The sequence below is a fragment of the Aeromonas sp. FDAARGOS 1405 genome, assembly GCF_019048265.1.
Lineage (GTDB): Bacteria > Pseudomonadota > Gammaproteobacteria > Enterobacterales > Aeromonadaceae > Aeromonas > Aeromonas veronii_A.
On sequence record NZ_CP077311.1, the window covers coordinates 2,901,660 to 2,924,041 of the forward strand.

General features: G+C 59.9%; 18 protein-coding genes and 1 pseudogene. 6 read left to right on the forward strand and 13 right to left on the reverse strand.

All coding sequences use genetic code 11. From position 1 onward, the window contains the following. Positions 1-83: 83 nt before the first annotated feature. Positions 84-1,118: pseudogene (locus I6L35_RS13545) on the reverse strand (sterol desaturase family protein). Between the two features lie 257 nt (positions 1,119-1,375). Here I6L35_RS13545 and I6L35_RS13550 point away from each other — a divergent pair. Continuing rightward, a complete protein-coding gene (locus tag I6L35_RS13550) occupies positions 1,376-2,557 on the forward strand; it encodes a DUF1615 domain-containing protein (RefSeq protein WP_254204447.1) in 1,182 nt (393 codons plus the stop codon). A 57-nt stretch (positions 2,558-2,614) separates the two neighbouring features. On the opposite strand, the gene I6L35_RS13555 is transcribed toward I6L35_RS13550, so the two are convergent. After that, positions 2,615-3,622: a DUF1176 domain-containing protein gene (locus I6L35_RS13555; protein ID WP_216978448.1), complete on the reverse strand. Its 1,008-nt coding sequence runs from the start codon at positions 3,620-3,622 to the stop codon at positions 2,615-2,617. Positions 3,623-4,178: 556 nt separating this feature from the next. Between I6L35_RS13555 and katG the strand changes: the two genes are divergently transcribed. Beyond that, positions 4,179-6,365 carry a catalase/peroxidase HPI gene (gene katG, locus I6L35_RS13560; protein ID WP_216978449.1) on the forward strand — a complete coding sequence of 729 codons (2,187 nt, stop codon included), beginning with the start codon at positions 4,179-4,181 and terminating at the stop codon, positions 6,363-6,365. A gap of 106 nt (positions 6,366-6,471) precedes the next feature. On the opposite strand, the gene I6L35_RS13565 is transcribed toward katG, so the two are convergent. Next, on the reverse strand, positions 6,472-7,389 hold the full coding sequence (locus tag I6L35_RS13565; RefSeq protein ID WP_254204573.1) for an autotransporter domain-containing protein: 918 nt from the start codon (positions 7,387-7,389) through the stop codon (positions 6,472-6,474). A 291-nt stretch (positions 7,390-7,680) separates the two neighbouring features. Between I6L35_RS13565 and I6L35_RS13570 the strand changes: the two genes are divergently transcribed. Continuing rightward, the gene (locus I6L35_RS13570; RefSeq protein ID WP_216978451.1) at positions 7,681-9,654 is read left to right on the forward strand and encodes a methyl-accepting chemotaxis protein; all 1,974 of its coding nucleotides are present in this window, start codon (positions 7,681-7,683) and stop codon (positions 9,652-9,654) included. 68 nt (positions 9,655-9,722) lie between these two features. Beyond that, on the forward strand, positions 9,723-10,598 hold the full coding sequence (locus I6L35_RS13575) for an OmpA family protein (protein ID WP_005337611.1): 876 nt from the start codon (positions 9,723-9,725) through the stop codon (positions 10,596-10,598). A gap of 86 nt (positions 10,599-10,684) precedes the next feature. Here the strand turns inward: I6L35_RS13575 and gloA are convergent, their stop codons facing one another. From gloA to I6L35_RS13620, 9 genes are all read right to left on the reverse strand, one after another. Next, positions 10,685-11,098, reverse strand: coding sequence for a lactoylglutathione lyase (gene gloA / locus I6L35_RS13580; RefSeq protein WP_005347113.1), 414 nt, complete (start codon positions 11,096-11,098; stop codon positions 10,685-10,687). A gap of 171 nt (positions 11,099-11,269) precedes the next feature. Next, positions 11,270-11,911, reverse strand: coding sequence for an endonuclease III (gene nth, locus I6L35_RS13585; RefSeq protein ID WP_075115204.1), 642 nt, complete (start codon positions 11,909-11,911; stop codon positions 11,270-11,272). Between the two features lie 13 nt (positions 11,912-11,924). Then, on the reverse strand, positions 11,925-12,677 hold the full coding sequence (locus tag I6L35_RS13590; protein WP_216980288.1) for an electron transport complex subunit E: 753 nt from the start codon (positions 12,675-12,677) through the stop codon (positions 11,925-11,927). A 24-nt stretch (positions 12,678-12,701) separates the two neighbouring features. Next, positions 12,702-13,334, reverse strand: coding sequence for an electron transport complex subunit RsxG (gene rsxG, locus I6L35_RS13595; RefSeq protein WP_005359614.1), 633 nt, complete (start codon positions 13,332-13,334; stop codon positions 12,702-12,704). Positions 13,335-13,377: 43 nt separating this feature from the next. Continuing rightward, positions 13,378-14,430 carry an electron transport complex subunit RsxD gene (gene rsxD, locus I6L35_RS13600; protein WP_204479647.1) on the reverse strand — a complete coding sequence of 351 codons (1,053 nt, stop codon included), beginning with the start codon at positions 14,428-14,430 and terminating at the stop codon, positions 13,378-13,380. Positions 14,431-14,441: 11 nt separating this feature from the next. After that, the gene (gene rsxC / locus I6L35_RS13605; protein ID WP_216978452.1) at positions 14,442-17,171 is read right to left on the reverse strand and encodes an electron transport complex subunit RsxC; all 2,730 of its coding nucleotides are present in this window, start codon (positions 17,169-17,171) and stop codon (positions 14,442-14,444) included. Positions 17,172-17,185: 14 nt separating this feature from the next. Then, positions 17,186-17,764, reverse strand: coding sequence for an electron transport complex subunit RsxB (gene rsxB / locus I6L35_RS13610; protein ID WP_005350799.1), 579 nt, complete (start codon positions 17,762-17,764; stop codon positions 17,186-17,188). 2 nt (positions 17,765-17,766) lie between these two features. Then, the gene (gene rsxA, locus I6L35_RS13615) at positions 17,767-18,348 is read right to left on the reverse strand and encodes an electron transport complex subunit RsxA (RefSeq protein WP_005337600.1); all 582 of its coding nucleotides are present in this window, start codon (positions 18,346-18,348) and stop codon (positions 17,767-17,769) included. A gap of 198 nt (positions 18,349-18,546) precedes the next feature. After that, a complete protein-coding gene (locus I6L35_RS13620) occupies positions 18,547-19,191 on the reverse strand; it encodes an HNH endonuclease signature motif containing protein (RefSeq protein ID WP_216978453.1) in 645 nt (214 codons plus the stop codon). Positions 19,192-19,460: 269 nt separating this feature from the next. Between I6L35_RS13620 and I6L35_RS13625 the strand changes: the two genes are divergently transcribed. Both I6L35_RS13625 and I6L35_RS13630 read left to right on the forward strand, forming a co-directional pair. Further along, positions 19,461-19,928 (forward strand): hypothetical protein, encoded by a 468-nt coding sequence (locus tag I6L35_RS13625; RefSeq protein ID WP_216953278.1) that lies wholly within the window; start codon positions 19,461-19,463, stop codon positions 19,926-19,928. A gap of 163 nt (positions 19,929-20,091) precedes the next feature. After that, positions 20,092-20,460, forward strand: a complete 369-nt coding sequence (locus I6L35_RS13630) for a VOC family protein (RefSeq protein WP_216953279.1) — start codon at positions 20,092-20,094, stop codon at positions 20,458-20,460. Between the two features lie 122 nt (positions 20,461-20,582). Here the strand turns inward: I6L35_RS13630 and I6L35_RS13635 are convergent, their stop codons facing one another. Next, the gene (locus tag I6L35_RS13635; protein ID WP_216953280.1) at positions 20,583-22,163 is read right to left on the reverse strand and encodes a carboxylesterase; all 1,581 of its coding nucleotides are present in this window, start codon (positions 22,161-22,163) and stop codon (positions 20,583-20,585) included. Positions 22,164-22,382: the final 219 nt, after the last annotated feature.

The window sequence follows — 22,382 nt, forward strand, 5'->3', positions numbered from 1 at the left end:
GCCCCCGCCAGCAATGGCGGGGGCTTTTTTATAACGACGGGTTTGGCGCTACGGGGGCCAAATTCATGGGGGGAAGAGCGTGGCTACCGTAAATCAGGCTGTGGCTTGCGGCTGCGTGGACGGGGCAGGGCATGCCACAGCTTGCGGGCCGTGACCAGAAAGGGGCGCAGGATCAGCGCGCCCAGGCGGCTGTAGCGCACATTGTCTTTCGGGCCGACCCCGAAGGTAAGCGGCTCTGGCTGGTGGTTGGTGACGTAAAGAGTGCCGAACCACCAGTCCCACAGCGACAGATTGATCCCGAAGTTGTGGTTGAAGTGGCGGGGATCCCGGCTGTGGTGGATCTGGTGCTGGGCCGGGCTGTTGAAGATATGCTCCAGCCGCGGGCCAAACGATAGCCAGATATGGCTATGGCGTAAATTGGCGGCCAGCGAGTTGAAGATCAGCACCAGATAGCCCACCCCAAACAGGGTGTAGGGGCGCACGGAGCCGCCGCACAGCCAGTAGAAAGCACCGGAGTAGAGGGCGAGCGCGCACCCCTTGAGCAGGATTTCAGAGAGCTTTTCCACCAGATGAATACGGCTGGCGGTCGGCGGCACCAGCACGGTGGCACTGTGGTGCACCTTGTGAAACTCCCACAGCCAGCGGCTGTGAAAGACACGGTGCAGCCAGTAGTGGACGAAATCGCTGACCAGAAATACCCCGAGACCGTAAAGCATCATCAGCCAGCTCGCCTCGGCCAGACGGGGACGCTCACCCCACAGACGGGTAAGCGCAGAGGTAATATCCGTTGCCTGCAAAAGCTAGGGGTTAAGCAGAGTCAGGAGCGGCACGATCAGGGCCACATGGAGCAGGGCGCGCACCAGATAATACTGGTAATCGAGCAGGGCGGAGGGATGCAGCCAGATGGCCCGGCCGCCGAGAAACCGGGCGAAACTGCCTGCTGCCGGGCCTTGCTGGTGCCGGCGCACACGGTAGAGGAGGTAGGCAATGAGGCCGGATATCAGCAGAAAGGGGAGCCCAAGCCGCCCGTTGAAATCAAGCAGTCCGGTCAGGCAGTGCCAGATCGGAGTGAGCAGCCACTGCTGCACGTAAGCAAAGAGATGGGCGAGCGTATCCATAGGGTCCATACCGTGAGCATCCTGGCGGCGGCATTCTAAATGTAAACAACTCTCGATAAAAGCCCATACCTGTTGTCGGGTCATACCTGTTATCTGGTCATATATGGGGGCGCTCCTGTTGCGGCAACCCCTGTCTGGTCCGAGGAAGGGGCGAGGCAATGGGACTTTAGCCTTGTGGATCAATTCTCTACAATGAGCCATCATGTGTGCGCCCGCCGCCGGGCGGGTTTGCCTCCAGCCTCAGTACCGGATATCCGATGACGCTCTCTCTCTTTTCTGTTTCCCCCGCCATGCGCACGCTGGCGCTGCTGATCCCCTTGCTGCTGGCCGGCTGTGCCAGCGACCCCGCTTCTGCCCCTGCACCGAGCGACACAACGGGCGCGACAGTGCCCGCCCAAAAGGCGACCCCGCCAGCCATGCAGCCGCGCAAGCCGGCGGACATGAAGAGCCGCATCGTGAGGTTTTTGCCCCGCCATGTAGTTGACAAGCAGGGGTGGGCCAACGATGTGGTGACGGCACTCACTACCCAGGGGGTGACAGTCAATGACCACAACGTCTGTACCGTGCTGGCGGTAGCGGAACAGGAGGCGACCTATCAGGCCGACCCCGTGGTGCCGGGCCTTGGCAAGATCGCCTGGAAGGAGATCAACTCGCGGGCGGCCAAGCTGCTGATCCCCGAGTTTATGGTGCGGGCCGCGCTCTCCATCAATTCGCCGACCGGCAAGAGCTATGCCGAGCGCATCGATGCGCTTCGCACCGAGCGGGAGATGAGCGAAATTTTCGAGGACATGATCAGCATGCTGCCGATGGGCAAGACCCTGTTTGGCAACATGAACCCGGTGCACACCGGCGGCCCGATGCAGGTGAGCATCGCCTTTGCCGAGGCCAATACCCGCGGTTACCCCTATCCGGTCAAGGAGTCCATCCGCCACGAAGTCTTTACCCGCCGCGGCGGTATCTGGTTTGGTACCAAACATATCTTCGGCTATGAGGCGAAGTACCCCGATACCCTCTACCGTTTCGCCGACTTCAACGCCGGCTGGTATGCCAGTCGCAATGCCGCCTTTCAGGCCGCTGTCAGCCGTTTGAGCGGTACCACGCTGGCTCTGGATGGCGATCTGATCCGCTATGACTCCGAACTGCCGGGCAAGACGGAACTCGCGGTCTATACCATCGCCAGCCGGATCAATATGAGTCAGCAGGCTATCCACCAGAGCCTCAAACTTGGCGATACCGCCGAATTTGGCCAGAGCGACCTCTATCATCGCGTGTTTACGCTGGCAGACCAGAAAGCGGGCAAGCGGCTACCCCGCGCCATCCTGCCGGGCATTCAGCTGAAAAGCCCCAAGATCACCCGCAACCTCACCACTGCCTGGTTTGCCAAGCGAGTGGATGACAGGGAGCAGCGCTGCGTGCGGCAGATGGCGACCATTCGCTGATTGCTGATGCGGGTCGTCATGCATTGATAAAGTAAGGGCGCTTTGAGCGCTCTTACTTTATTGAACCTTGATGATTTCGCTTCGCCATAGAGGCATATTCCACGTTCCCCCCGGCGTGATGAGTCGACACATTCCGGTAGTACTTCGCTCGGTGAGTTTAAATGTCTCGCCATTCCACCCCCAGCTTTCGCTTTCCCAACAATCCCCCAGACTGCGAGCCTTCATCGAAGATGTGATCTCTCCTTGCATGTAGCCGGTGGCAGATGATGTGACTAAGCGGGCAAGCTTGAGAGCAAGCTGGTTGTTGGTCAGAAGATAGGCATAAGTTTGATTGTACGAGCTCATATTGCAGGGCATCTCGATCAGCAGTTGTTCCTTACTGAGTCGATAGACCACGCCAAGTGATGGGTAATCTTGCCACGAGCAGTAGGTGTCCCTCTTTTGCGCATCGAGCCATTGACCTATGGCGTTGAATTCATCGCCGGTCAGTGCTCTCTCACTGTTCTCCGGGACTTGGGGAACACGAATAAGTGGTACGGGCTGGGAGGGTGGAACCAGTGACGCGGCGTTGGTACCGGGTTTGACGAAGGCGGTTTCTGTACCAATCCGCCCCTGAAATTCATCCATCTTGAGCAGTACTGCTGTGGCGCCGGCGCCTGAGAGTGACCAGCGATGGGAAGGCTCAGCAGTAAACTCTACGGTACTGCTGCCTTTGATGGCGTTCACCAGTGGTATTAATGCTGTCGCTGGCAGTTGGTAGTAGTCACTTTTCTGATCATAACGGGCGGTTCCGACGATGTTGCCGTCAATAAGCATTGTCAGTGGTGATGTAATCGGTCTCTCTTGATCATCATTCATGATCGAGACTGCCAAATTGCCACTGAGTCCGCCTTTAGGGCCGCCTTCTCGTGTCAGCAGCACCGAGATACCTCCAGACTCGGAACTATAACCTGCGGCTCGGCATGTACGTGTATTGTCGCAGGCGATCTCCCAGTCTTTATGGGCAAAATATAGGGCTTCGGGTTGTGTGGCCAGTATGGTGGCCAAGAGGGTAGGTATAAGCATCGATGGATTCCAGTGAGAACTTTAAAGAGCATACCATGGCTCTTGCATTGCTTTGACCACCATCTGGACTGTATCCGTCTGTCTACTCTGTGTTGTGCGTGATGACAATGAAGGTCATCAAGGCGTGGTAGACCTGAAGGTGATTATCACAGCTTGCGCATAACCCATCCTAAATGACCTCAGTTTGAGGATCTGGGAATGTCTAGGAAAGTAGCGGAATTCAGGGTGGCAATCAGCAGCAGGGGTAGCAGATACCAGAGCTGGCCCAGCAGAGCTGCAATAACAGATGTGAAGTCCATTTCAACGCTGTCGGCTGGCGTGCAATGGCCACATGTTAACAGTGGGTTCAACAAGCTTGTGTGATCTATGCCATGACTACTCTGCCCGCGCCTGCATTGTTCTGTTTGTTACCCGGTGACGAGATAGCTCAATCGCAAAACCAGATTGAATTGAACTTTTTTATTCGGTTTTTTAAGTGACTGGTGGGGGGTAGGCTAGTCTCTACTGCGAAGCGAAGGGTTTCGCCGTCATTATGACCACAATGAGGATCTGATAGATGGACAAACACGCTAGCGGGGCCGGTCAGTGCCCCTTTGCCCACGGTGCCAATACCTCTGCCAGCCAAGAGCATCAAGTCTGGTGGCCCAATGCCCTCAACCTCGACATCCTGCACCAGCATGACAGCAAGACCAATCCGATGGATGAGACTTTCGATTATGCCGATGCCTTCAATAGCCTCGATTACGATGCCCTCAAGGCCGATCTGCATGCCCTGATGACCGACAGCCAGCCCTGGTGGCCGGCAGACTGGGGTCACTATGGCGGCCTGATGATCCGCATGGCCTGGCACTCCGCCGGCAGCTATCGCGCTACCGACGGGCGCGGCGGTGCCAACACCGGCAACCAGCGCTTCGCCCCCCTCAACAGTTGGCCTGACAACGGCAACCTCGACAAGGCACGCCGTCTGCTGTGGCCGATCAAGCAGAAGTACGGCAACAAGATCTCCTGGGCTGACCTGATGATCCTGGCGGGCAACGTCGCCTATGAGTCCATGGGGCTCAAGACCTTTGGCTTTGCCGGTGGTCGCGAGGACATATGGCATCCGGAAAAAGATGTCTACTGGGGTTCCGAGAAGGAGTGGCTGGCACCGAGCGGCAGCGAAGGGAGCCGTTACAGCGGCGAACGGGATCTGGAGAACCCGCTGGCTGCGGTGATGATGGGGCTGATTTACGTCAACCCGGAAGGGGTGGATGGCAATCCCGATCCCCTGAAAACCGCCCACGACATGCGCGTCACCTTTGCCCGCATGGGGATGAATGACGAAGAGACCGTCGCCCTGACTGCCGGTGGCCACACCGTCGGCAAGGCCCACGGCAACGGCAGTGCAGCCAAACTGGGGCCAGCACCAGAAGGGGCCGATGTGCACGAGCAGGGACTGGGTTGGATCAACCACGAAAGCCGCGGTATCGGCCGTGACACTGTGACCAGTGGCCTTGAAGGGGCCTGGACCAGCAACCCGACTCGCTGGGACAACGGTTACTTCAAGATGCTGTTGGGCCACGACTGGTGGCTCAAGAAGAGCCCGGCCGGCGCCTGGCAGTGGGAGCCCGTCGCCATCAAGGAGGAAGATCGTCCGGTGGACGTGGAAGACCCCTCCATCCGCTGCAACCCCATCATGACCGATGCGGACATGGCGCTGCGCTTTGACCCCGTATACCGGGAGATCTCCGAGCGCTTCGCTGCGGATCAAGACCTCTTCTCCGACGCCTTTGCCCGCGCCTGGTTCAAGCTGACTCACCGCGACATGGGGCCGCGCAGCCGCTACCTGGGGCCGGAAGTGCCGGGCGAAGTCATGGTATGGCAGGATCCGGTTCCGGCGGTGGATTACCAGCTCTCCGATAAGGAGGTGAGCGAGCTCAAGGCCAAACTGCTGGCCTGCGGCGTGGCGCCGTCAGATCTGATTGCAACCGCGTGGGACAGTGCCCGCACTTTCCGCGGCTCCGATTATCGCGGCGGGGCCAACGGTGCCCGCATCCGCCTCGCGCCGATGAAAGAGTGGGAAGGCAACGAGCCCGCTCGCCTCGAGAAGGTGCTCAACGCCCTGATCGCCCTGCAGGCCACCCTGAGCAAGCCGGTCAGCATCGCCGACCTGATTGTGCTGGGTGGTAGCGCAGCGGTGGAGCAGGCGGCCAAGCTGGCCGGCGTTGATATCGTCGTCCCCTTTGCGCCGGGCCGCGGCGATGCCAGCGCCGACCAGACCGATGCCGAGTCGTTCGCCTTCCTCGAGCCGGTGCACGATGGTTTCCGCAACTGGCAGAAGGGGCACTACAAGGTGCAGCCGGAGGAGATGCTGCTCGACCGTGCCCAGCTGCTGGGCCTCACCGCCCGCGAGATGACAGTGCTGGTCGGCGGTATGCGGGTGCTTGGCACCAACCACGGTGGCTCGGCCCACGGCGTCTTTACCGACCGGGTCGGGGTGCTTAGCAACGACTTCTTCGTCAACCTGACCGACATGGCTTATAGCTGGCAGCCGACTGGCCGCAACAGTTACCAGATCGTGGATCGCCAGAGCGGTGCAGTGAAGTGGACTGCCACCCGGGTTGATCTGGTGTTTGGCTCCAACTCGGTGCTGCGTGCCTACGCCGAGGTCTATGCCCAGCAAGATGGCAAGGAGAAGTTCGTCCGCGACTTCGTCAAGGCCTGGGTCAAGGTGATGAACAACGACCGTTTCGATCTGAAATAAGTCGCTTTAACCTGAATGAGAACGCCAGCCGCAGGGCTGGCGTTTTTTATGGTGGCGGTGATAGCTGCATGGTGCAACTCGGTGGATGCTCCTCTGGCAGCCCGGGTTAGAAGCTCATGGCCAGCCCGATGGAATAACCGCAGGTGTTGTGGCTGAACATGTAGCGGGCAACCAGCCGGGTACGGGTGACAATGATGTCGTAATTGCTGCTGTCCAGCTCCAGACCGGCGCCGATGGAGTTGAGGGAGTCAAAGCCAAGCAACCCCCGTTGCTCCCCCAGATATGCGGTATGGGCCCCCTCCAGTACATAGCGCACCGGCCTGTCGAGCAGGGTCCAGTGGAACAGCGGGGCGCGGCGGCGCAGATAGAGGCCAAGGTTCTCCGCCTCGGCGTGACCACGGACGCTGGTCGAGGTGCCGCCAAAGCTCTGCAGGTGCTGATAGGAGTAGCGCAGTTCGGCATCTATGTCCTGGGCCGGTGAAAAGAGTTCGTAATCGAGCATCAGCGAGCCACCCAGCCCGTACATATTGAGCTGACCCCCATCGAGAAAGTCCAGCGAGTAGCCCTTGGTACGATCAAGCAGCCAGTTGCCGATCCGCAGGTCGCTGGCCATGGTACCGAGCGAGACGTTGGCTATGGGGCGCAGCACCCAGTGGCCGCCACGCGGATCTTTGTGAAGGGTGACATCCCAGCCGATCCCGCCCGAAGCGGTCAGGCTATTCCACTTGGTCGGTATGGTGCGACTCTCGGTACCATTGCTTATCACAAACTGGGGGTCGTAGCGGCTGTAGCCCAGCGCCCCCTCCAGATAGATGGGCACGGCTTCGCTCAGGGTTGCGCCGCCTCCCAGTTGTCCCATGTTGAGCGCCGAAGATTGGCCAGTACTGCTGCCGATATCCAGGTTGCTGGCCGTGATGTCCGGCACCACGCTGAAAGTCATCAGCGAGATCACCGCATTGGCCCGTTTTTGCGCCCAGTCCTCCTCCTGATCATCAAGGTTGTTACTGGCCGCGAGTGACGCCATGGGCAGGATCGCCGCGAAGAGGGCGCAACCCAGACGGTACAGCAGGCAGAGCGGGTGTTTCATGGCTGGATACCCTAAACAAGCGACCTCCTGTCGCCCCAATCTACTGTAGCGAGTTTCTCTCTGGCTGTCTCGACCTGACCATTGGGTTGGGCTATGGGTGGTGGCGTGGCCATCTGCAGAAAATGGTTGATGCAGCTCATGGTTCTGGCCAATGGCAGGTGTCCTCAGCGGCATAAGCGAGCAGGCTGGATATACTCAACGCGTTGATAAAAATGACAGGAGTGCGGGATGAACAGACTCGGATTGGCCGGCAAGATGTTGCTGGCAATTTGCCTGCCGTTATTGGCGCTGCTGTTTTTCGCCAGCCACTACGCATACGACAGATATCGGGTGACCCATGAGATGGCGCAAGCTCTACAGCAGCTGACAGTGGTCGAACGCAGCGCCCAGCTGGTGCACGAGCTGCAAAAGGAGCGTGGCATGTCGGCTGGGTTTATTGGCTCTGAAGGGCGTAAATTTGCCGATGCCTTGCCACGTCAACGGCAACAGGTTGATGAAGCCATTAGTCGCTTTCAGGGGTTGGAGAGGGGGAGCGTCCACGAGCAGGCGGATCTGGGTTTGAGCGAGTTGACGGGGATCCGCGATCAGGTGGACAAACTGGCCATAGAGGCTCCCCGTCAGGTCGCTTTTTATAGCCAGTTGATTGCTTCTCTGCTCAAGGTGGTGGATGAGATTAGCCTGCGTAGCCAGGATGCCGCTATTGCCTTGCAGACCAATGCCTACGCCGCATTTTTGCAAAACAAGGAGCGTATGGGGATGGAGCGGGCGACCCTCAGCAATGTTTTTGCCAAAGGGAGTTTCACCCCGGCTACCTTGCAGCAATTTATGTCCCTGCTCTCTGCCCAGCAGAGTTATCTGGAGCGTTTTCGCGCTGCGGCAAGTCCGGCGCAGCAACGACTGCTTGAGCAAATAGAGAAGAGCCCTGTCATTGCAGAGGTCGCGAAATATGAGCAGCTAGCTCTGGACAAGATGACCGAGGGGGGCTTTGATGTCGATCCGGAGCGATGGTTTGCCGTGAGCACCGAGAAGATCGACCTGCTCAAACAGGGTGAGGATCAGCTCTATCAGCAGCTGTTCGAACGGGTTGAGCAGATGGAGAGCGAGAGTCAGCGCAACTTCTGGTGGGGCTCAATGGTGGTTCTGTGCTGTCTTTTGTTGACCTCTCTTATCAGTTGGAAGGTGCTGCGGGATGTGCATCTGGGCTTCGTCGCTCTGCATCGCACCTTTTCACGGCTCGTCAATGACAATGATCTGACGGTGAGGGTCAACTGGAAATCGGGTGACGAGCTGGGGGCATTGGCGCGGGATCTCAATCGCTTCCTGCAGCATCTGGAAGGCTTGTTGCTGGAGGTGCGCCGCTCCTGTGAGATATTGACCCGTAGTGCCAGCAACTCCAGCGAGGTGATTGCCGAAGTGAATGAAGGTGTGGTGCGTGGCGTTGGTCAGGTTGAACTGGTTGCCACCGCCGCAACTGAAATGGCTTCGACGGTGGCCGAAATTGCTCGCAATGCGACCCAGACCTCGCTGGCGACCCAGCAGGCCATTGGACGTGCCCGGCAGGGGGACAAGGAGGTGGATCAGACTATCGCCGCCATCGAGCAGGTGGCCGGCACCCTCGACGAGACCCGGCTGTTGGTCAACAACCTGCATCAGGATACCGAGTCCGCCGTCGAGGCACTCAACCTCATCAAGCAGATCTCTGATCGTACCAATCTGTTGGCCCTCAATGCTGCCATTGAGGCCGCCCGTGCCGGTGAGTCTGGGCGCGGCTTTGCCGTGGTCGCCGATGAGGTACGTTCACTGGCTGCCCGTACCCAGCAGGCGGCAGATGATATCGAACAGATGCTCTCCCGTTTGCGGGCGGGGGCCCGTCAGGCGGTGGTGGCCATGCAGTCGGGCAGCGAGCAGGCGGGTCTCAGTGTCAGTGAAGCGCAGCGGGCGGGTCACGAGCTGACCGACATCGTCAATGAGGTGCGCAAGGTGAGTGACATGACAGCGCAGGTAGCTACCGCAACCGAGCAGCAGCGCTACGTAACGGACGATATCCAGCACAACGTAATGACCATCCGCGAAGTGTACGAGGCCCATCGCCAGCACTCGGTCACCCTGCAGCAGAATAGTGTCGAACTGGATCAGTTGGCTCGGGAGTTGGCTGGACGCATTGCCAGCTTCAAGTTGCTGGAGAGAGCCTCTCCACACTGATCCATTTGAGCTAAAGCTTGTCCCTCCCTGGCCGATACCCCTTGTGAGATCGTGTGGAGGACAAGCAATTGAACGCTTGGGTGTTGGGGTTGGTCAGCATATCCGTGAGTATGCAGTTACAGGCTGGGGTCACCGAATTTGGTGCCGGTCTGGATCAATCCGTCTGGCGTTTGACCTCCGATACCCAGATTGAGTGTCGCCTCGAACACCCTATTCCCAATTGGGGAACGGGGGCCTTTGTCAGCCGCGCCGGGCGCAAGATCAACCTCGACTTCGAGCTCAAGGGCAAGCGGCCACAGGCCCAGACACAGACGGTGAGTCTTGGCATCATGCCACCGGTATGGCGCCCGGGGATCGCCGGGCGAGAAGTGAGCCAGCTGCGCTTCTATCAGCAGTTCGATGGGCTGGTAGAGGGGCAAACCGCCTGGACCATGCTCGACGAGCTGGAGGGGGGGCGGATGCCGACCTTCCAGTATCGGGACTGGTATCGCCAGAACCGCGCGGTGCGGGTGTCCCTCTCGTCGGTCAACTTTCGGGTGAAATATCAGGCTTTTATCGACTGTCTGAGCGGGCTCTTGCCCTACAGCTTCAATGACATCGCCTTTAGCGTGCTTACCTACGACAAGAACAGCGATCAGCTCTCCATCCCCTCCAAGCGGCGGCTGGCGATGATCAGCGAGTTTATCAAGGCGGACAAGAGCATCGATGTGGTGGTGATCGACGCCTACAGCGACAGCTATGGCGGCCGCTGGCCGAACCTGAAACTCTCCGAGAAGCGGGCCGATGCCATCAAGAAGGTGTTTGTCGATCTGGGGATCGATCCCGGCAAGATCTCGGTGGAGGGGCATGGCGAGAAGCAGCACGTCGCCTCCAACGAAACCGAACAGGGTCGTGCCAAGAACCGGCGAGTGGTGATCAGCATGGGGCGTAACGGCGAGATCTAGCTTTGCGGCCCGGTCAGAGAAGCATAAAAAAGAGCGCATCTGCGCTCTTTTTTGATCCTGCCATTAGGCAGCGGGATTAGGGCAGCTTAGAAGCTGTCACCGAGGCCAGTACCGGCATCTTTCTTGGCGATCAGTTCAATCTTGTAACCGTCCGGATCTTCGACGAAGGCGATGACGGTGGTACCGCCCTTGACCGGGCCCGGTTCGCGGGTGATCTTGGCACCGGCGGCGCGCAGGGCATCGCAAGTGGCATAGATGTCGTCCGCTTCCAGCGCGATGTGGCCATAGGCAGAGCCCAGTTCGTACTCGCTCACCCCCCAGTTGTAGGTCAGCTCGATCACCGCTTCATCCTTCTCGTCACCGTAGCCCACGAAGGCCAGGGTGTACTTGTACTCGCTGTTCTCGCTCTTGCGCAGCAGCTTCATGCCAAGGACACGGGTGTAGAAGTCGATGGAGCGTTGCAGATCGCCGACACGCAGCATGGTATGCAGAATTCTCATTGCTCAGTTCTCCGGGTTGGTGATGTGTACTGCTTTCAATCTCGGTTGCGAGGCTATCAGTTGTCGGGATAGACCTTCTCTTTGTACTCGCAGAGGTCCTCGATGATACAGGAACCACTGCAGCGGATGTTTGCGAGCGAGACAGGTAGGACGGTTGTAGCGCCCAGTCATTCAGCTCTCTGGATAGACCTTCTCTTTGTACTCGCACAAGTCCTCGATGATACAGGAACCACAGCGGGGCTTGCGAGCCAGACAGGTGTAACGCCCGTGCAGGATGAGCCAGTGGTGGACATCCAGCTTGAACTCGGCGGGCACTACCTTGAGCAGCTTCTCCTCCACCTGATCCACGTTCTTGCCCACCGCAAAACCAGTGCGGTTCGATACCCGGAATATATGGGTATCGACGGCGATGGTGGGCCAGCCAAAGGCAGTGTTGAGCACCACGTTGGCGGTCTTGCGGCCGACACCCGGCAGGGCTTCCAGCGCTTCGCGGTTTTCCGGCACCTCGCCGCCGTGGCGCTCCAGCAAGATGGCGCAGGTCTTGATGACGTTCTCGGCCTTGGTGTTGAAGAGGCCAATGGTCTTGATGTATTCCTTGAGTCCGTCCACCCCGAGCTCCAGCATCGCCTGCGGGGTGTTGGCCACCGGATAGAGCTTGTCGGTCGCCTTGTTGACACTGACATCGGTCGCCTGCGCCGAGAGCAGCACGGCGATCAGGAGCTCAAACGGCGAACTGAAGTTGAGCTCTGTGGTGGGGTGGGGGTTGTTTGCCCGCAGTCGCTCGAGGATCTCTCTGCGTTTCTGGTTGTTCATGCCTTGCGTCCGATCATAGTTCGGTCGCCCGGACGCGAGCCGGGGCAACGTTGCAGTGGGCCACAGTGGTCGCCTGTTTGCGGTCCCGCCAGTCGTTGATGGCGTTCTTGGCGGCGATCAGCAGCCCCAGCCCGATAAAGCCGCCCGGCGGCAAAATCGCCAGCAGTAGGCTGGCATCGGCGTGGAACAGCTCGATGCGCAGGGATTTGGCCCACTCGCCCAGCAGCAGTTCGGCGCCATCAAACAGGGTGCCCATGCCGATGATCTCGCGCATGCCGCCCAGTACCAGCAGCACCAGGGTAAAGCCAAGGCCCATCATCAGGCCATCGAGGGCCGCCAGCAGCGGCGGGTTCTTGGAGGCATAGGCCTCGGCGCGGCCGATGATGACGCAGTTGGTGACGATGAGGGCGATAAAGATGCCGAGCGCCTGATAGAGGCCATAGGTGTAGGCGTTCATCAACAGCTGCACGCTGGTCACCAGCGAGGCGATGATCATCACATAGACCGGAATGCGAATATCCTTCGGCACCCAGTTGCGCACCAGCGAGACGGCGAGGTTGGAGCAGACCAGCACCGCCATGGTGGCAAGGCCCAGCCCCAGCGCATTGGTAAAGGTGGAGGAGACGGCGAGGGTCGGGCAGAGCCCCAGCACCTGCACCAGCGAGGGGTTGTTCTTCCAAAGCCCCTGACTCATCAGCTCCTTGAGCTCGCCCTTGCGGCTTTCCAGCTCGGCAATCGGGGTTGCGCCCGTTTCAATCTGTTCCATCTGGTTCATGATGGCTCGACTCCGTTAGTTCGCCGCCGGACAAGCCGGGGCGTTGCTGAGCAGTTCGGGTTGCTCCTGCTGCAGTTTCAGCAGGTTCTTCACCGCCTTGACCACGGCTCGCGGGGTGATGGTGGCGCCGGTAAAGGCATCGAACTCGCCGCCATCCTTCTTAACCGCCCACTGGGGCTCGTTGTCATGGGTCAGGAATTTTCCGGCAAAGCTGTTGATCCAGTCAGATTTTTTCAGCTCGATCTTGTCACCGAGGCCCGGGGTCTCGTTGTGAGCGAGCACGCGCACGGCGGTGATGGTGCCCTTGGCATCAAAGCCCGCCACGATGCGGATCGCCCCGCTGTAGCCATCCGGCGCGATCGCCTCCAGCGCATAGCCGGTCACCACGCCATTTTTGCTGGCGGTATAGAGGGCTTGCGGCTGATCGCTGCCGAGATACTTCCTGCTGGTCACCTGCTTGCAGCTGGCCACCAGATCGTTGTCATAGCTCCCCTCCGGCAGCAATACCGAGAGAGTCTGCTGCTTCTCCAGCTGCTGCTGGTGGGCGATTTTATCCTTGGTCAGCTCGTTGGTCAGTACCACCAGCGCGGTACAGCCCAGCGCGAACATGGCCAGGATCAGGCCGTTCTTGCGCATGCTCTTTAACATGTCCGGGCTCCGTCAGCTGTGATGGGAAAAGAGGGCAGAAACATCATTGGCGACGGGCTCCATACACTTTCGGGCGAGTCAGGCTGTCGATAAAGGGTACGCAAAGGTTGGCCAGCAGCACGGCGAAGGCGAAGGCATCCGGGTAGCCGCCAAAGCGGCGAATGATGTAGACCAGCACCCCGATCAGCACGCCATAGACCAAGCGGCCGCGCGGCGTGGTGCAGGCACTGACCGGATCGGTGGCGATAAAGAAGGCCCCCAGCATGGTAGCGCCGCTAAAGAGGTGGAACATCGGCGTGGCGGTGGCATCCGGGCTCATCAGGTAGCCGAGGGTCGCTGCCGCCAGCAGGGCACCGAGAATGGCGGTGGGAATGCGCCAGTTGATCACCTTCTGTTGCAGCAGGAAGAGGCCGCCCAGCAGATAGCCGAGGTTGACCCAGCTCCAGCCGATGCCGCCCCAACCCTCGAACAGCGGGCCGCTCAGGATCTCGCCGGTGGTGAGCCCCTGAGTCAGGCCTGTTTTCAGGGTATCGAGGGGGGTCGCCATGGTGAGACCATCCACCCCCTGCTTGAGCTGGGTCATGCTGTAGCCGTCGAGACTAAAGCCGGTGAAGATCACCGACGCCGCATCACCAAAGCCGAGGCTGTAGGCGCGCACGCTCTCCGGTGGCAGCCAGCTGGTCATCTGCACCGGGAAGGAGACCAGCAGCAGCACATAGGCGACCATGGCCGGGTTGAACAGGTTCTGACCCAGTCCGCCGTAAAGGTGTTTGGCGACGATGATCGCAAAGGCTGTGCCCACTACCAGCATCCACCACGGCAGCAGCGGCGGCAGGGAGAGACCGATCAGCACGGCGGTGAGCGCCGCACTGCCATCCATCAGGGCTGGCTTGATGGCGCGGCCACGGAGCTTGAGCACCAGCGCCTCGCACAGCAGCGCGGTCACCAACGCCAGCAGGATCTGGATAAAGGAGCCCCAGCCGAAGAACCAAGTCTGGGCCAGCAAGCCCGGCACGCAGGCCAGGATCACCAGCAGCATCAGGGTTCGGGTCTGTTTGCGGTTATGGGCAAACGGCGCAGTCGCAATATTGAACATGAGTCTGTCGATTACCTTGTGGTTGTTCGGTCGGCTGACGGGGCATCTTCAGCGGCGCTCTCTGCGGCTCTGGCTGCCTCGGCCGCCAGCTTCTTCGCCTTGGCGCGGGCCACTGCGGCTGCAATGGCCGCTTTTTTCGGATCAACCGGGGCGTCAGCCACAGGGGCGCTCGCTTCAGGAGCCTCTGTGACGGCAAGTGGTTGCTCACTGCTGGCGGCATTGCTTTGCATCGGCTCGGCCGGTGCGCGCTCACCCTCAGTTCCGGCTCTATCTACCTGAGTACCGGCACTTTCTACCTCAGCACCGGCATTTTCTACCTCAGCACTGGTACTTGCGCTCTGCTGGGCCAGCTTTTTGGCCTTGGCCCGGGCGATGGCAGCGGCGATAGCGGCCTTCTTGGGATCGATCGCTTCGCTTGCAGCAGTATCGCTTTGGCTGGTGGTTACTTCGCTCTTGGCTACTGTATCGTCGCGGGTCTGTGCGCTGGCAGTTGGCTCACTCAGCGCACCTTCAGCACCGACACTTTCGCCCTGCTGCGCCAGCTTTTTGGCCTTGGCACGGGCAATGGCAGCGGCGATCGCTGCTTTCTTGGGATCGACCGCTTCGCTGGCAGCAGATGGCGCAGCGCTTTGGGTTGCAGCGGATTCGCTGGTGCCTGCATTTGCAGTCAGATCGCCCTCAGCGCTGTCACTCTGCTGGGCCAGCTTCTTAGCCTTGGCCCGCGCAATGGCTGCAGCAATAGCGGCTTTCTTGGGATCAGTGGGCGCATCGCTTTGGATGTTTGTCTCGGCTGCCGTGCCGTTGGCAGCGCTTACCGGTTCACCATTTGCCTCGGCCTTTTTGGCTTTGGCACGGGCAATGGCGGCGGCAATTGCTGCCTTTTTCGGATCAACTTCTGCCTTTTGCTGAGCAGCATCTACCTCAGGGGCAGCAGCGGTTTCGGCTGCAGGCTCGGAGCTCTCGCCAGCCTGAGCTGCCTTCTTGGCCTTGGCACGAGCAAGAGCCGCGGCGATGGCCGCTTTCTTGGGATCGCTGGATGGGTCAACCGCCTCGGCGGATTGCGGCGCAGCGGCTGTTTCGCTGTTTGCGCTCTCCGCCAGCTTGGCAGCGCGGCGCGCTTCCGCTTCCCGTTTGCGCGCTTCGCGAGCGGCAATCACTGCGCTGTTGTCGGGCAAGCCCTCTGCGGTGGCGGCAATGGCAGTGATGGGAGCTTCCTGCTTGGCCTTGATACGGGCCAGTGCCGCTGCCACCGGATCTTCCCCGCCTGCGGCCGTCATGGTCTGACGGCGCTGGGCGGCGGCTTCGGCATGGCGCGCTTCGCGGGCCGCTTTCTCTCGCTCGAAACGGGCCTGCTTGGCCTCGAAACGCTGCTTGGCGCGTTCGGCTTTTTCGGCCTCGGCGCGGGCTTCGCGAATGTCGTCTTTGGCGATCTTGTAGTACTGCACCAGCGGGATCTCGCTCGGGCAGACCCAGGCGCAGGCGCCGCACTCGATGCAGTCCATCAGGTTGAGCTTCTCGGCCTTGTCATACTCCTTGGCCCGGCTGTACCAGTAGAGCTCTTGCGGCAGCAGGGTAGCCGGGCAGGCATCGGCGCAGGCGCTGCAACGGATGCATGGCTGCTCCGGGCCGGGGGCGGGCAGTTCGGCCTGCGTCGGCGCCAGCAGGCAGTTGGTGGCCTTGACCACAGGCACCATGGCGTGGGGCAGGGTAAAGCCCATCATAGGGCCCCCCATGATCACCCGCTGCTCCGCTTCCGGTTGCAGCTCGAAACGCTGCAACAGCCAGCGCACCGGCGTACCGAGGCGCACCCAGGCGTTGCCGGGCTTTTTGAAGCTGTCGCCGGTGAGGGTGACGATCCGCTCGATCAGCGGCTCGCCGTCGATGATGGCGCGCTTGATGGCAAACACGGTGGCGACGTTGAGCACCATGATGCCGATATCGACCGCGCGGCCACCTTTGGGCACCTGACGGCCGGTGAGCAGCTCGATGGTCTGCTTGGCACCGCCCGAGGGGTACTTGGTTGGCACCGTCTTGACCAGCACATCCGGGTCTGTGGCGTGGCGGGTCAGCTGCTCGATCGCCTCGGGCTTGTTGTCTTCCACCCCGATCAGGGTCAGCTTGGGTTTGAGCAGGTGCTTGAGCACCCGGATGCCATCCATGATCTCGTCGGCATACTGCTGCATCAACCGATCGTCGGTGGTGATATAGGGTTCGCACTCCAGCCCGTTGACGATCAGGATCTCGGTGAGCTGGCCGCGGCCGTCGAGCTTGCTGTGGGTCGGGAATACGGCGCCGCCAAGGCCCGCTACCCCTGCCTGCTGGATGCGCTCGAGCAGCTCGCCCCGCTCCAGATTCCAATAATCGGCTTTGCCATTGCGCTCGCCCCACTCATCTTCGCCATCGGGGGTGAGAATGACGCAGAGATCGCCGAGTCCGGAGGGGTGGGCAACCGTGTGGTTGCCAATCTCGGTGATGGTGCCGGAGGTGGAGGCATGGACAGGGACGACCCGCCCCTTGGCATAACGGGTCAGCGGTTGCCCTTTTTTGACCTTGTCGCCCACCTGCACCAGCAGATCACCGGCGGGGCCTGCGTGCTGGCGCAGCGGAATAATGAGGCGTGGCGGCAGACCGGCGTCTACCACCGGGCTCTGGCTTGATTGCAGCTTGTTGTCGGCGGGATGAATGCCACCGTGAAAGTCCCAGAGCGTGCCGGCTTTGATACGTTCGAGTAAGGAATGCATGGTTGCTCCGCTGTTTATTCCACTATCTTGACCGGAATCTTGCCCGGAACATGCACGTTATTGAGATCCCACTTCCAGTTATCGACCGTGGTGGGCACCGGGATCATCTCGATGCAGTCGGTCGGGCAGGGATCGACACAGAGATCGCAACCGGTGCACTCGTTGGCAATCACGGTATGCATCGCCTTGGTGGCGCCGACAATGGCATCCACCGGGCAGGCCTGAATGCACTTGGTGCAGCCGATGCACTGATCTTCGTGGATAAAGGCGACCTTTTTGACCGGCACGGCGGCCTCGTCACTGCCCCCCAGCGGCTGGGGCTCTACCCCCATCAGATCGGCAATCTTGCGCATGGTGGCCTCGCCACCGGGCACGCACTTGTTGATCTGATCGCCGTTGGCGAGCGCCTCGGCGTAGGGTTTGCAGCCGGGATAGCCGCACTGGCCACACTGGGTCTGGGGCAGCAGGGCATCGAGCTGATCGACGATGGGGTCTGCTTCCACATGAAACTTGACGGCGGCAAAGCCCAGGATAATCCCGAACGCCAGCGCCAGCAGGGTGAGCACCAGAATGGCAAAGAGAATATGGATCATGGTTATATCTTGATTAGGCCGGTAAAGCCCATAAAGGCCAGCGACATCAGACCGGCGGTGATCATGGCAATCGACACCCCGCGAAACGGTGCGGGCACATCGGCGGCGACCAGACGCTCGCGCATGGCGGCAAACAGGATCAACACCAGCGAGAAGCCGGTGGCGGCGCCAAAGCCGTAGATCACGCTCTGGATAAAGTCGTGTCGCTCATTGATGCTGAGCAGCGCCACCCCGAGCACCGCGCAGTTGGTGGTGATGAGCGGCAGGAAGATCCCCAGCAGGCGATAGAGGGTCGGGCTGCTTTTGCGCACCACCATCTCGGTAAACTGCACCACCACGGCGATCACCAGAATAAAGGCGAGGGTGCGCAGATAGGCGATATCCAGCGGCAGCAGGATATAGTGCTCCACCAGATAGGAGCTGGCACTGGCGAGGGTCATCACGAAGGTGGTCGCCAGCCCCATGCCGATGGCGGTTTCCAGCTTGCCGGAGACCCCCATAAAGGGGCAGAGGCCGAGGAATTTCACCAGCACGAAGTTGTTAACCAGCACGGTGCCGATCAATAAAAGCAGGTACTCAGTCATCAATTACCGTCACTGAAAGTCGGGTTATCGGGGGGTTGAAGGCGGGCGGTATTATCTGACGTTAGGGCCAGTTAAACAACCGCAAGGCCGCATGGTTATTATGCAACTGGATAATTTAGCCGGGGTTTTGGGCAAGAATCCGGTGGGTTTTGCGCCAGTAAGCAACACTGCGTGAACAATCTACCTCTGAGTGGGTGATTATTCGCGAACGAGACGTTTAATCCGTTGATAAAGAACCTCGACAATCTCCGTTTTATTACAGCCGTAGTGCATCTCTCGGTGGCAATTAGGGCAAAGGGCTACCGTGTTGCTAACCGTATCTGAGCCACCCTCTGCTAACCCTTTCAGGTGATGTACTTCCAAGAAGGGTTCCCCTGCGACGGTTATAAAGGGAGCAGGTTCGTTACATGATTCACATTGTTGGGCTGCATTTTGCAGTACCCACTCCCTGACTTGCAGGTCTCGTTCATGACTGTTGGTGATGACATAACGTGATTGGGGCGTTTCGACCCCTTGTGGAAGCGGCTGTTCCAGCGCGTTTTTGTAAGAGCGAAGGTTAAGTTCCTGTTGGCGGATCAGGCGTTCGATATGCGTAAAAGCGGTTGCCCCCACATTTTTGGCGGGTTTTAACCCGGGGAGCCAATCTCGTCCCATTTCGGCACAGACATATGAGATGTTCTGCATCCGATATTCGAAGGATTTCTCCGTACGCCCGAATTGGCTCGCCAATTCCCGGTAATAGTGCTTTTTCACGAAGGGTTCACCAAGAGATGCTTTGGTTTGCATATCCAAATATGCAATAACCGCAGCCCTTAGCTCTTCTTCTGTCCAGTTATCGCTCAAAACCAGATCCTAATTAGAGGAGATAATGCTGTTGGGATTGGCCGGTATCATAGTGATAGACGGCGTCATCCGAGTGTGCTTTTATCGCCAGGCATATTAATCCAAACGACACCGCATTTCAGCTGTCATTTTGCGATAGCGTGCGCCCAGTCCATAAATTTATCTAAATAAATCAGTAAGCTATTTTTCATTTTCATGTTTCAGGCTCGCGATTGGATAGGCTACGCAACTATGTGCGTTGCACGTAATACACCCACAGGGAGGTGGTGATGGATCCGGTTTCCTATCTTTTTTCGGCTTATCTCAATCTGGTACAGCAGCAGGTTGCGGATATCTATGGCACTGAGGCCAAGACGCTGGTGGTGCAGTATGAAGGGGAGTCGGTTCCGTTCTCTTTTCAGCTGTGGCAGATCCAGCAGCCGAGCGTTTGTCGTCCCTACCAGCAGGATGTGCGGCGTTTTAGCCAGTGCACGGTCAAGGCGTCCGCCCTTTTTCACAAGCTGTGTGATGACTTGACCCGGCAGGATGACAGCAGCTGGCAACTGCCCAAATTTCGCACCATGTATTGCTCGGCAGCCGTCAGTTATCGGCCCCTTATCGCCGAAATAGGGGATGCCAAACAGAGTCCGGCCAAGCTGGCAGAGCGGGCTTGCAATCAGGCGATTCTGGCGGCGATGGATAGCGAAGATGAGACCCTGCAGGCCCAGCGGAATAAAGCGTGTGCAGCGGTGCAGTAACGCGAATTTATTTGACCAGATCATTTGCGTTTTCTTTGCGCGCCACGGCACACATGGGCTCTCCCTTGCCGGGTAAGATGGGGTTGCCCGCCGTGGCGGTAACAGTCGGATGCTTGCGGGCATATGTCGGTCACATCAGCCAGATCACCACCAGGAGGTAACCATGATCAGCCATATCGACCATCTGGTATTGACGGTCAGTGATATCGAACGGGCCGTGGCGTTTTACAGTTCGGTGCTCAATATGGAGGCCATCACCTTCGGTACGGGGCGCCGGGCGGTAGGGTTTGGCAACCAGAAGATCAATCTGCAGCTGCTTGGGCAGGAGCCGCGCAATCGGGCGCAGGTGGGGTCGGGGGATGTCTGCCTTATCACCCGCTGGCCGCTGGAGCAGGTGATGGCCCAGCTTGCCTGCCACGGGGTGGAGATTGTCGAGGGGCCGGTGACCAAAAGCGGTGCTTGTGGGCCGATAGAATCCATCTACTTCCTCGACCCGGATCAGAATCTGATAGAAGTGAGCATCTATCCCTGAGCCCACCAAGCCATCAGTCCCATCGCCATCATCAATAGAAAGGGGCCGTTAATTGACAGCCCCTTTCTCGTATCGCTATCGACCCAGCGCCAGTGGCTCTTTGCCGATTCTCCAGAAGCGCCCTAGAAAGGCGCACCGCTCTCGTCGCTCTCCTGTAAAAACTGCTCCAGCTCGGCCTGATAGGCCGCATCAGGTTGACCACTGCTGGCAGGGGTGACGGCGGCAGGACGAGCGACGGGAGGGGCGGTGAGGGTCTCCATCACCCGCTGCTGCAGATAGGGGTAGAAGGGGTTGGAGGAGGTGCGGGTGAGGGCGCCGGGGTTGACGATCAGCACTCCGCGCTCGCCACGCAGGGCCAGACCACCGAGGTTGATGCCGTATTGCTCCCGCTGCTGCGGGCGCGCCGCCATGCCATAGAGGGGGTCGTCCATCGGGAAGGGGAGCGCCACATGGGAGAGGGAGTAGATCTCTTTGGGATAATCGATACCCAGCGGGCGGAGCTGCTCAGGCTGATCTGCGCTGGCCAGCGTTCTGGCCTGCGTCGCGGGGGAGGCGGGGTCCACATTGCCCACCACGGTGAGGCGATAGTGCCCGGGGGCGTTTGGCAGCAAGCGGTGCAGCGCCAGCTCGGAGGCCGAGCTCATCAGCGGGCCAAACAGGGTACTGCGGTTGATATCAAACAGCACCAGTTCGCTGCCGTTGGCCGGCAGGTAGTGGTAGAGATCGGCAATGATGGAGCGAGTGCTGACGGTGTAGTCCATCACCGACTGGAAGGTGAGGGCGGGGGGAAACGCCGCCAGCTCGCCACTGGCGGCCAGCTGGCGCACCTGTTGCTGGATGGCGTGGGTCAGGCGATAGGACTGGCGCGCCCCGTTGACCGGAAACGAGTTGTACTTGAACGGGTTGAACTCCGGCATGGTGTCGAGCCAGGCGGCGTTGGCAAAGGCGGGCAGCAGAGCGGGCACGGCCTTGAGCCCGGCGAAGCGGGCAAAGCGGGTCACCCCGATCATCGGGGAGATCAGCACCAGCCGATCCGGTTTTGCCAGCGTGCCGCTCGGGTCGGCCAGCGCATCGAGCGCATATTTCACCGCTAGCGCGCCGCCGTTGGAAAAGCCCACCAGATGCAGCGGCCGCTTGCCCGGTGCCAGCAATCTGGCCTCCCGCACCGCCAGTCGGGTGGCGGCCAGCCAGGTTTCCCAATCCACATCTACGAGGCCAGCGGGCACTGTGCCGTGGCCGGGGATCCGCAGCCCCAGCGCGATAAAGCCCTGCTCCTGATAACGTCTGGCCAGATGGCGCAGGCTGTAGGGGGAGTCGGTCAGGCCGTGCAGCAGCACCGCCACCCCTTTGACTTCCCCCTCGGGGCGCAGCAGGTAGGAGCGGTTCCAGTTCTGCTGAAAGCGGGCGGGATTGATGGGGGCGTCCTGATAGTAGCGATTGCTGGCCAGTTGCTGCTCCGGCGGCGTCTTGGCAACCACCTCGGTGGCCACCAGCTCGAACAGCTCTGCTTCGCGGGCCAGATAGGCTTGCCAGTCGCTGCGATCGAGCTCATCGGCGCTGAGTTCGGGGGGCACCACTGTGTGCCACAGCTGCAGCGGCGCTGCCTGCCAGGCGAAGTAGGCGATCACCGCCCATGCGGTCAGCAACAGCAGCAACAGGGTCAGCAGAGCACGGCGAACAAGGCGGCGAGTGTGAGCCAGCATGGTGCAATCCTTGGCGATAGGGGTGGGGCCGCCTCTGGGCGGGCGAGTTCGGCGCAGCACCCTAGGCGCTGCCAATCGGCTTAAAGCCTAATGGAAACAAGGTGATATGTATAGTTGATGGCGTTCGGCCACGCTGGCTGTGGGCACCAGATCCCGCTGTTGGCATCAGGCTGGCCGTTCAAAGGTTGCATCGCGGCCATCTGGCGCTGTGAACTTATC

Coding starts and splice junctions, on each gene's coding strand:
- I6L35_RS13550 (WP_254204447.1), top strand. CDS start 1,376: ATGACGCTCTCTCTCTTTTCTGTTTCCCCCGCCATGCGCACGCTGGCG.
- I6L35_RS13555 (WP_216978448.1), bottom strand. CDS start 3,622: ATGCTTATACCTACCCTCTTGGCCACCATACTGGCCACACAACCCGAA.
- katG (WP_216978449.1), top strand. CDS start 4,179: ATGGACAAACACGCTAGCGGGGCCGGTCAGTGCCCCTTTGCCCACGGT.
- I6L35_RS13565 (WP_254204573.1), bottom strand. CDS start 7,389: ATGGCGTCACTCGCGGCCAGTAACAACCTTGATGATCAGGAGGAGGAC.
- I6L35_RS13570 (WP_216978451.1), top strand. CDS start 7,681: ATGAACAGACTCGGATTGGCCGGCAAGATGTTGCTGGCAATTTGCCTG.
- gloA (WP_005347113.1), bottom strand. CDS start 11,098: ATGAGAATTCTGCATACCATGCTGCGTGTCGGCGATCTGCAACGCTCC.
- nth (WP_075115204.1), bottom strand. CDS start 11,911: ATGAACAACCAGAAACGCAGAGAGATCCTCGAGCGACTGCGGGCAAAC.
- I6L35_RS13590 (WP_216980288.1), bottom strand. CDS start 12,677: ATGGAACAGATTGAAACGGGCGCAACCCCGATTGCCGAGCTGGAAAGC.
- rsxG (WP_005359614.1), bottom strand. CDS start 13,334: ATGTTAAAGAGCATGCGCAAGAACGGCCTGATCCTGGCCATGTTCGCG.
- rsxD (WP_204479647.1), bottom strand. CDS start 14,430: ATGTTCAATATTGCGACTGCGCCGTTTGCCCATAACCGCAAACAGACC.
- rsxC (WP_216978452.1), bottom strand. CDS start 17,171: ATGCATTCCTTACTCGAACGTATCAAAGCCGGCACGCTCTGGGACTTT.
- rsxB (WP_005350799.1), bottom strand. CDS start 17,764: ATGATCCATATTCTCTTTGCCATTCTGGTGCTCACCCTGCTGGCGCTG.
- rsxA (WP_005337600.1), bottom strand. CDS start 18,348: ATGACTGAGTACCTGCTTTTATTGATCGGCACCGTGCTGGTTAACAAC.
- I6L35_RS13625 (WP_216953278.1), top strand. CDS start 19,461: ATGGATCCGGTTTCCTATCTTTTTTCGGCTTATCTCAATCTGGTACAG.
- I6L35_RS13630 (WP_216953279.1), top strand. CDS start 20,092: ATGATCAGCCATATCGACCATCTGGTATTGACGGTCAGTGATATCGAA.
- I6L35_RS13635 (WP_216953280.1), bottom strand. CDS start 22,163: ATGCTGGCTCACACTCGCCGCCTTGTTCGCCGTGCTCTGCTGACCCTG.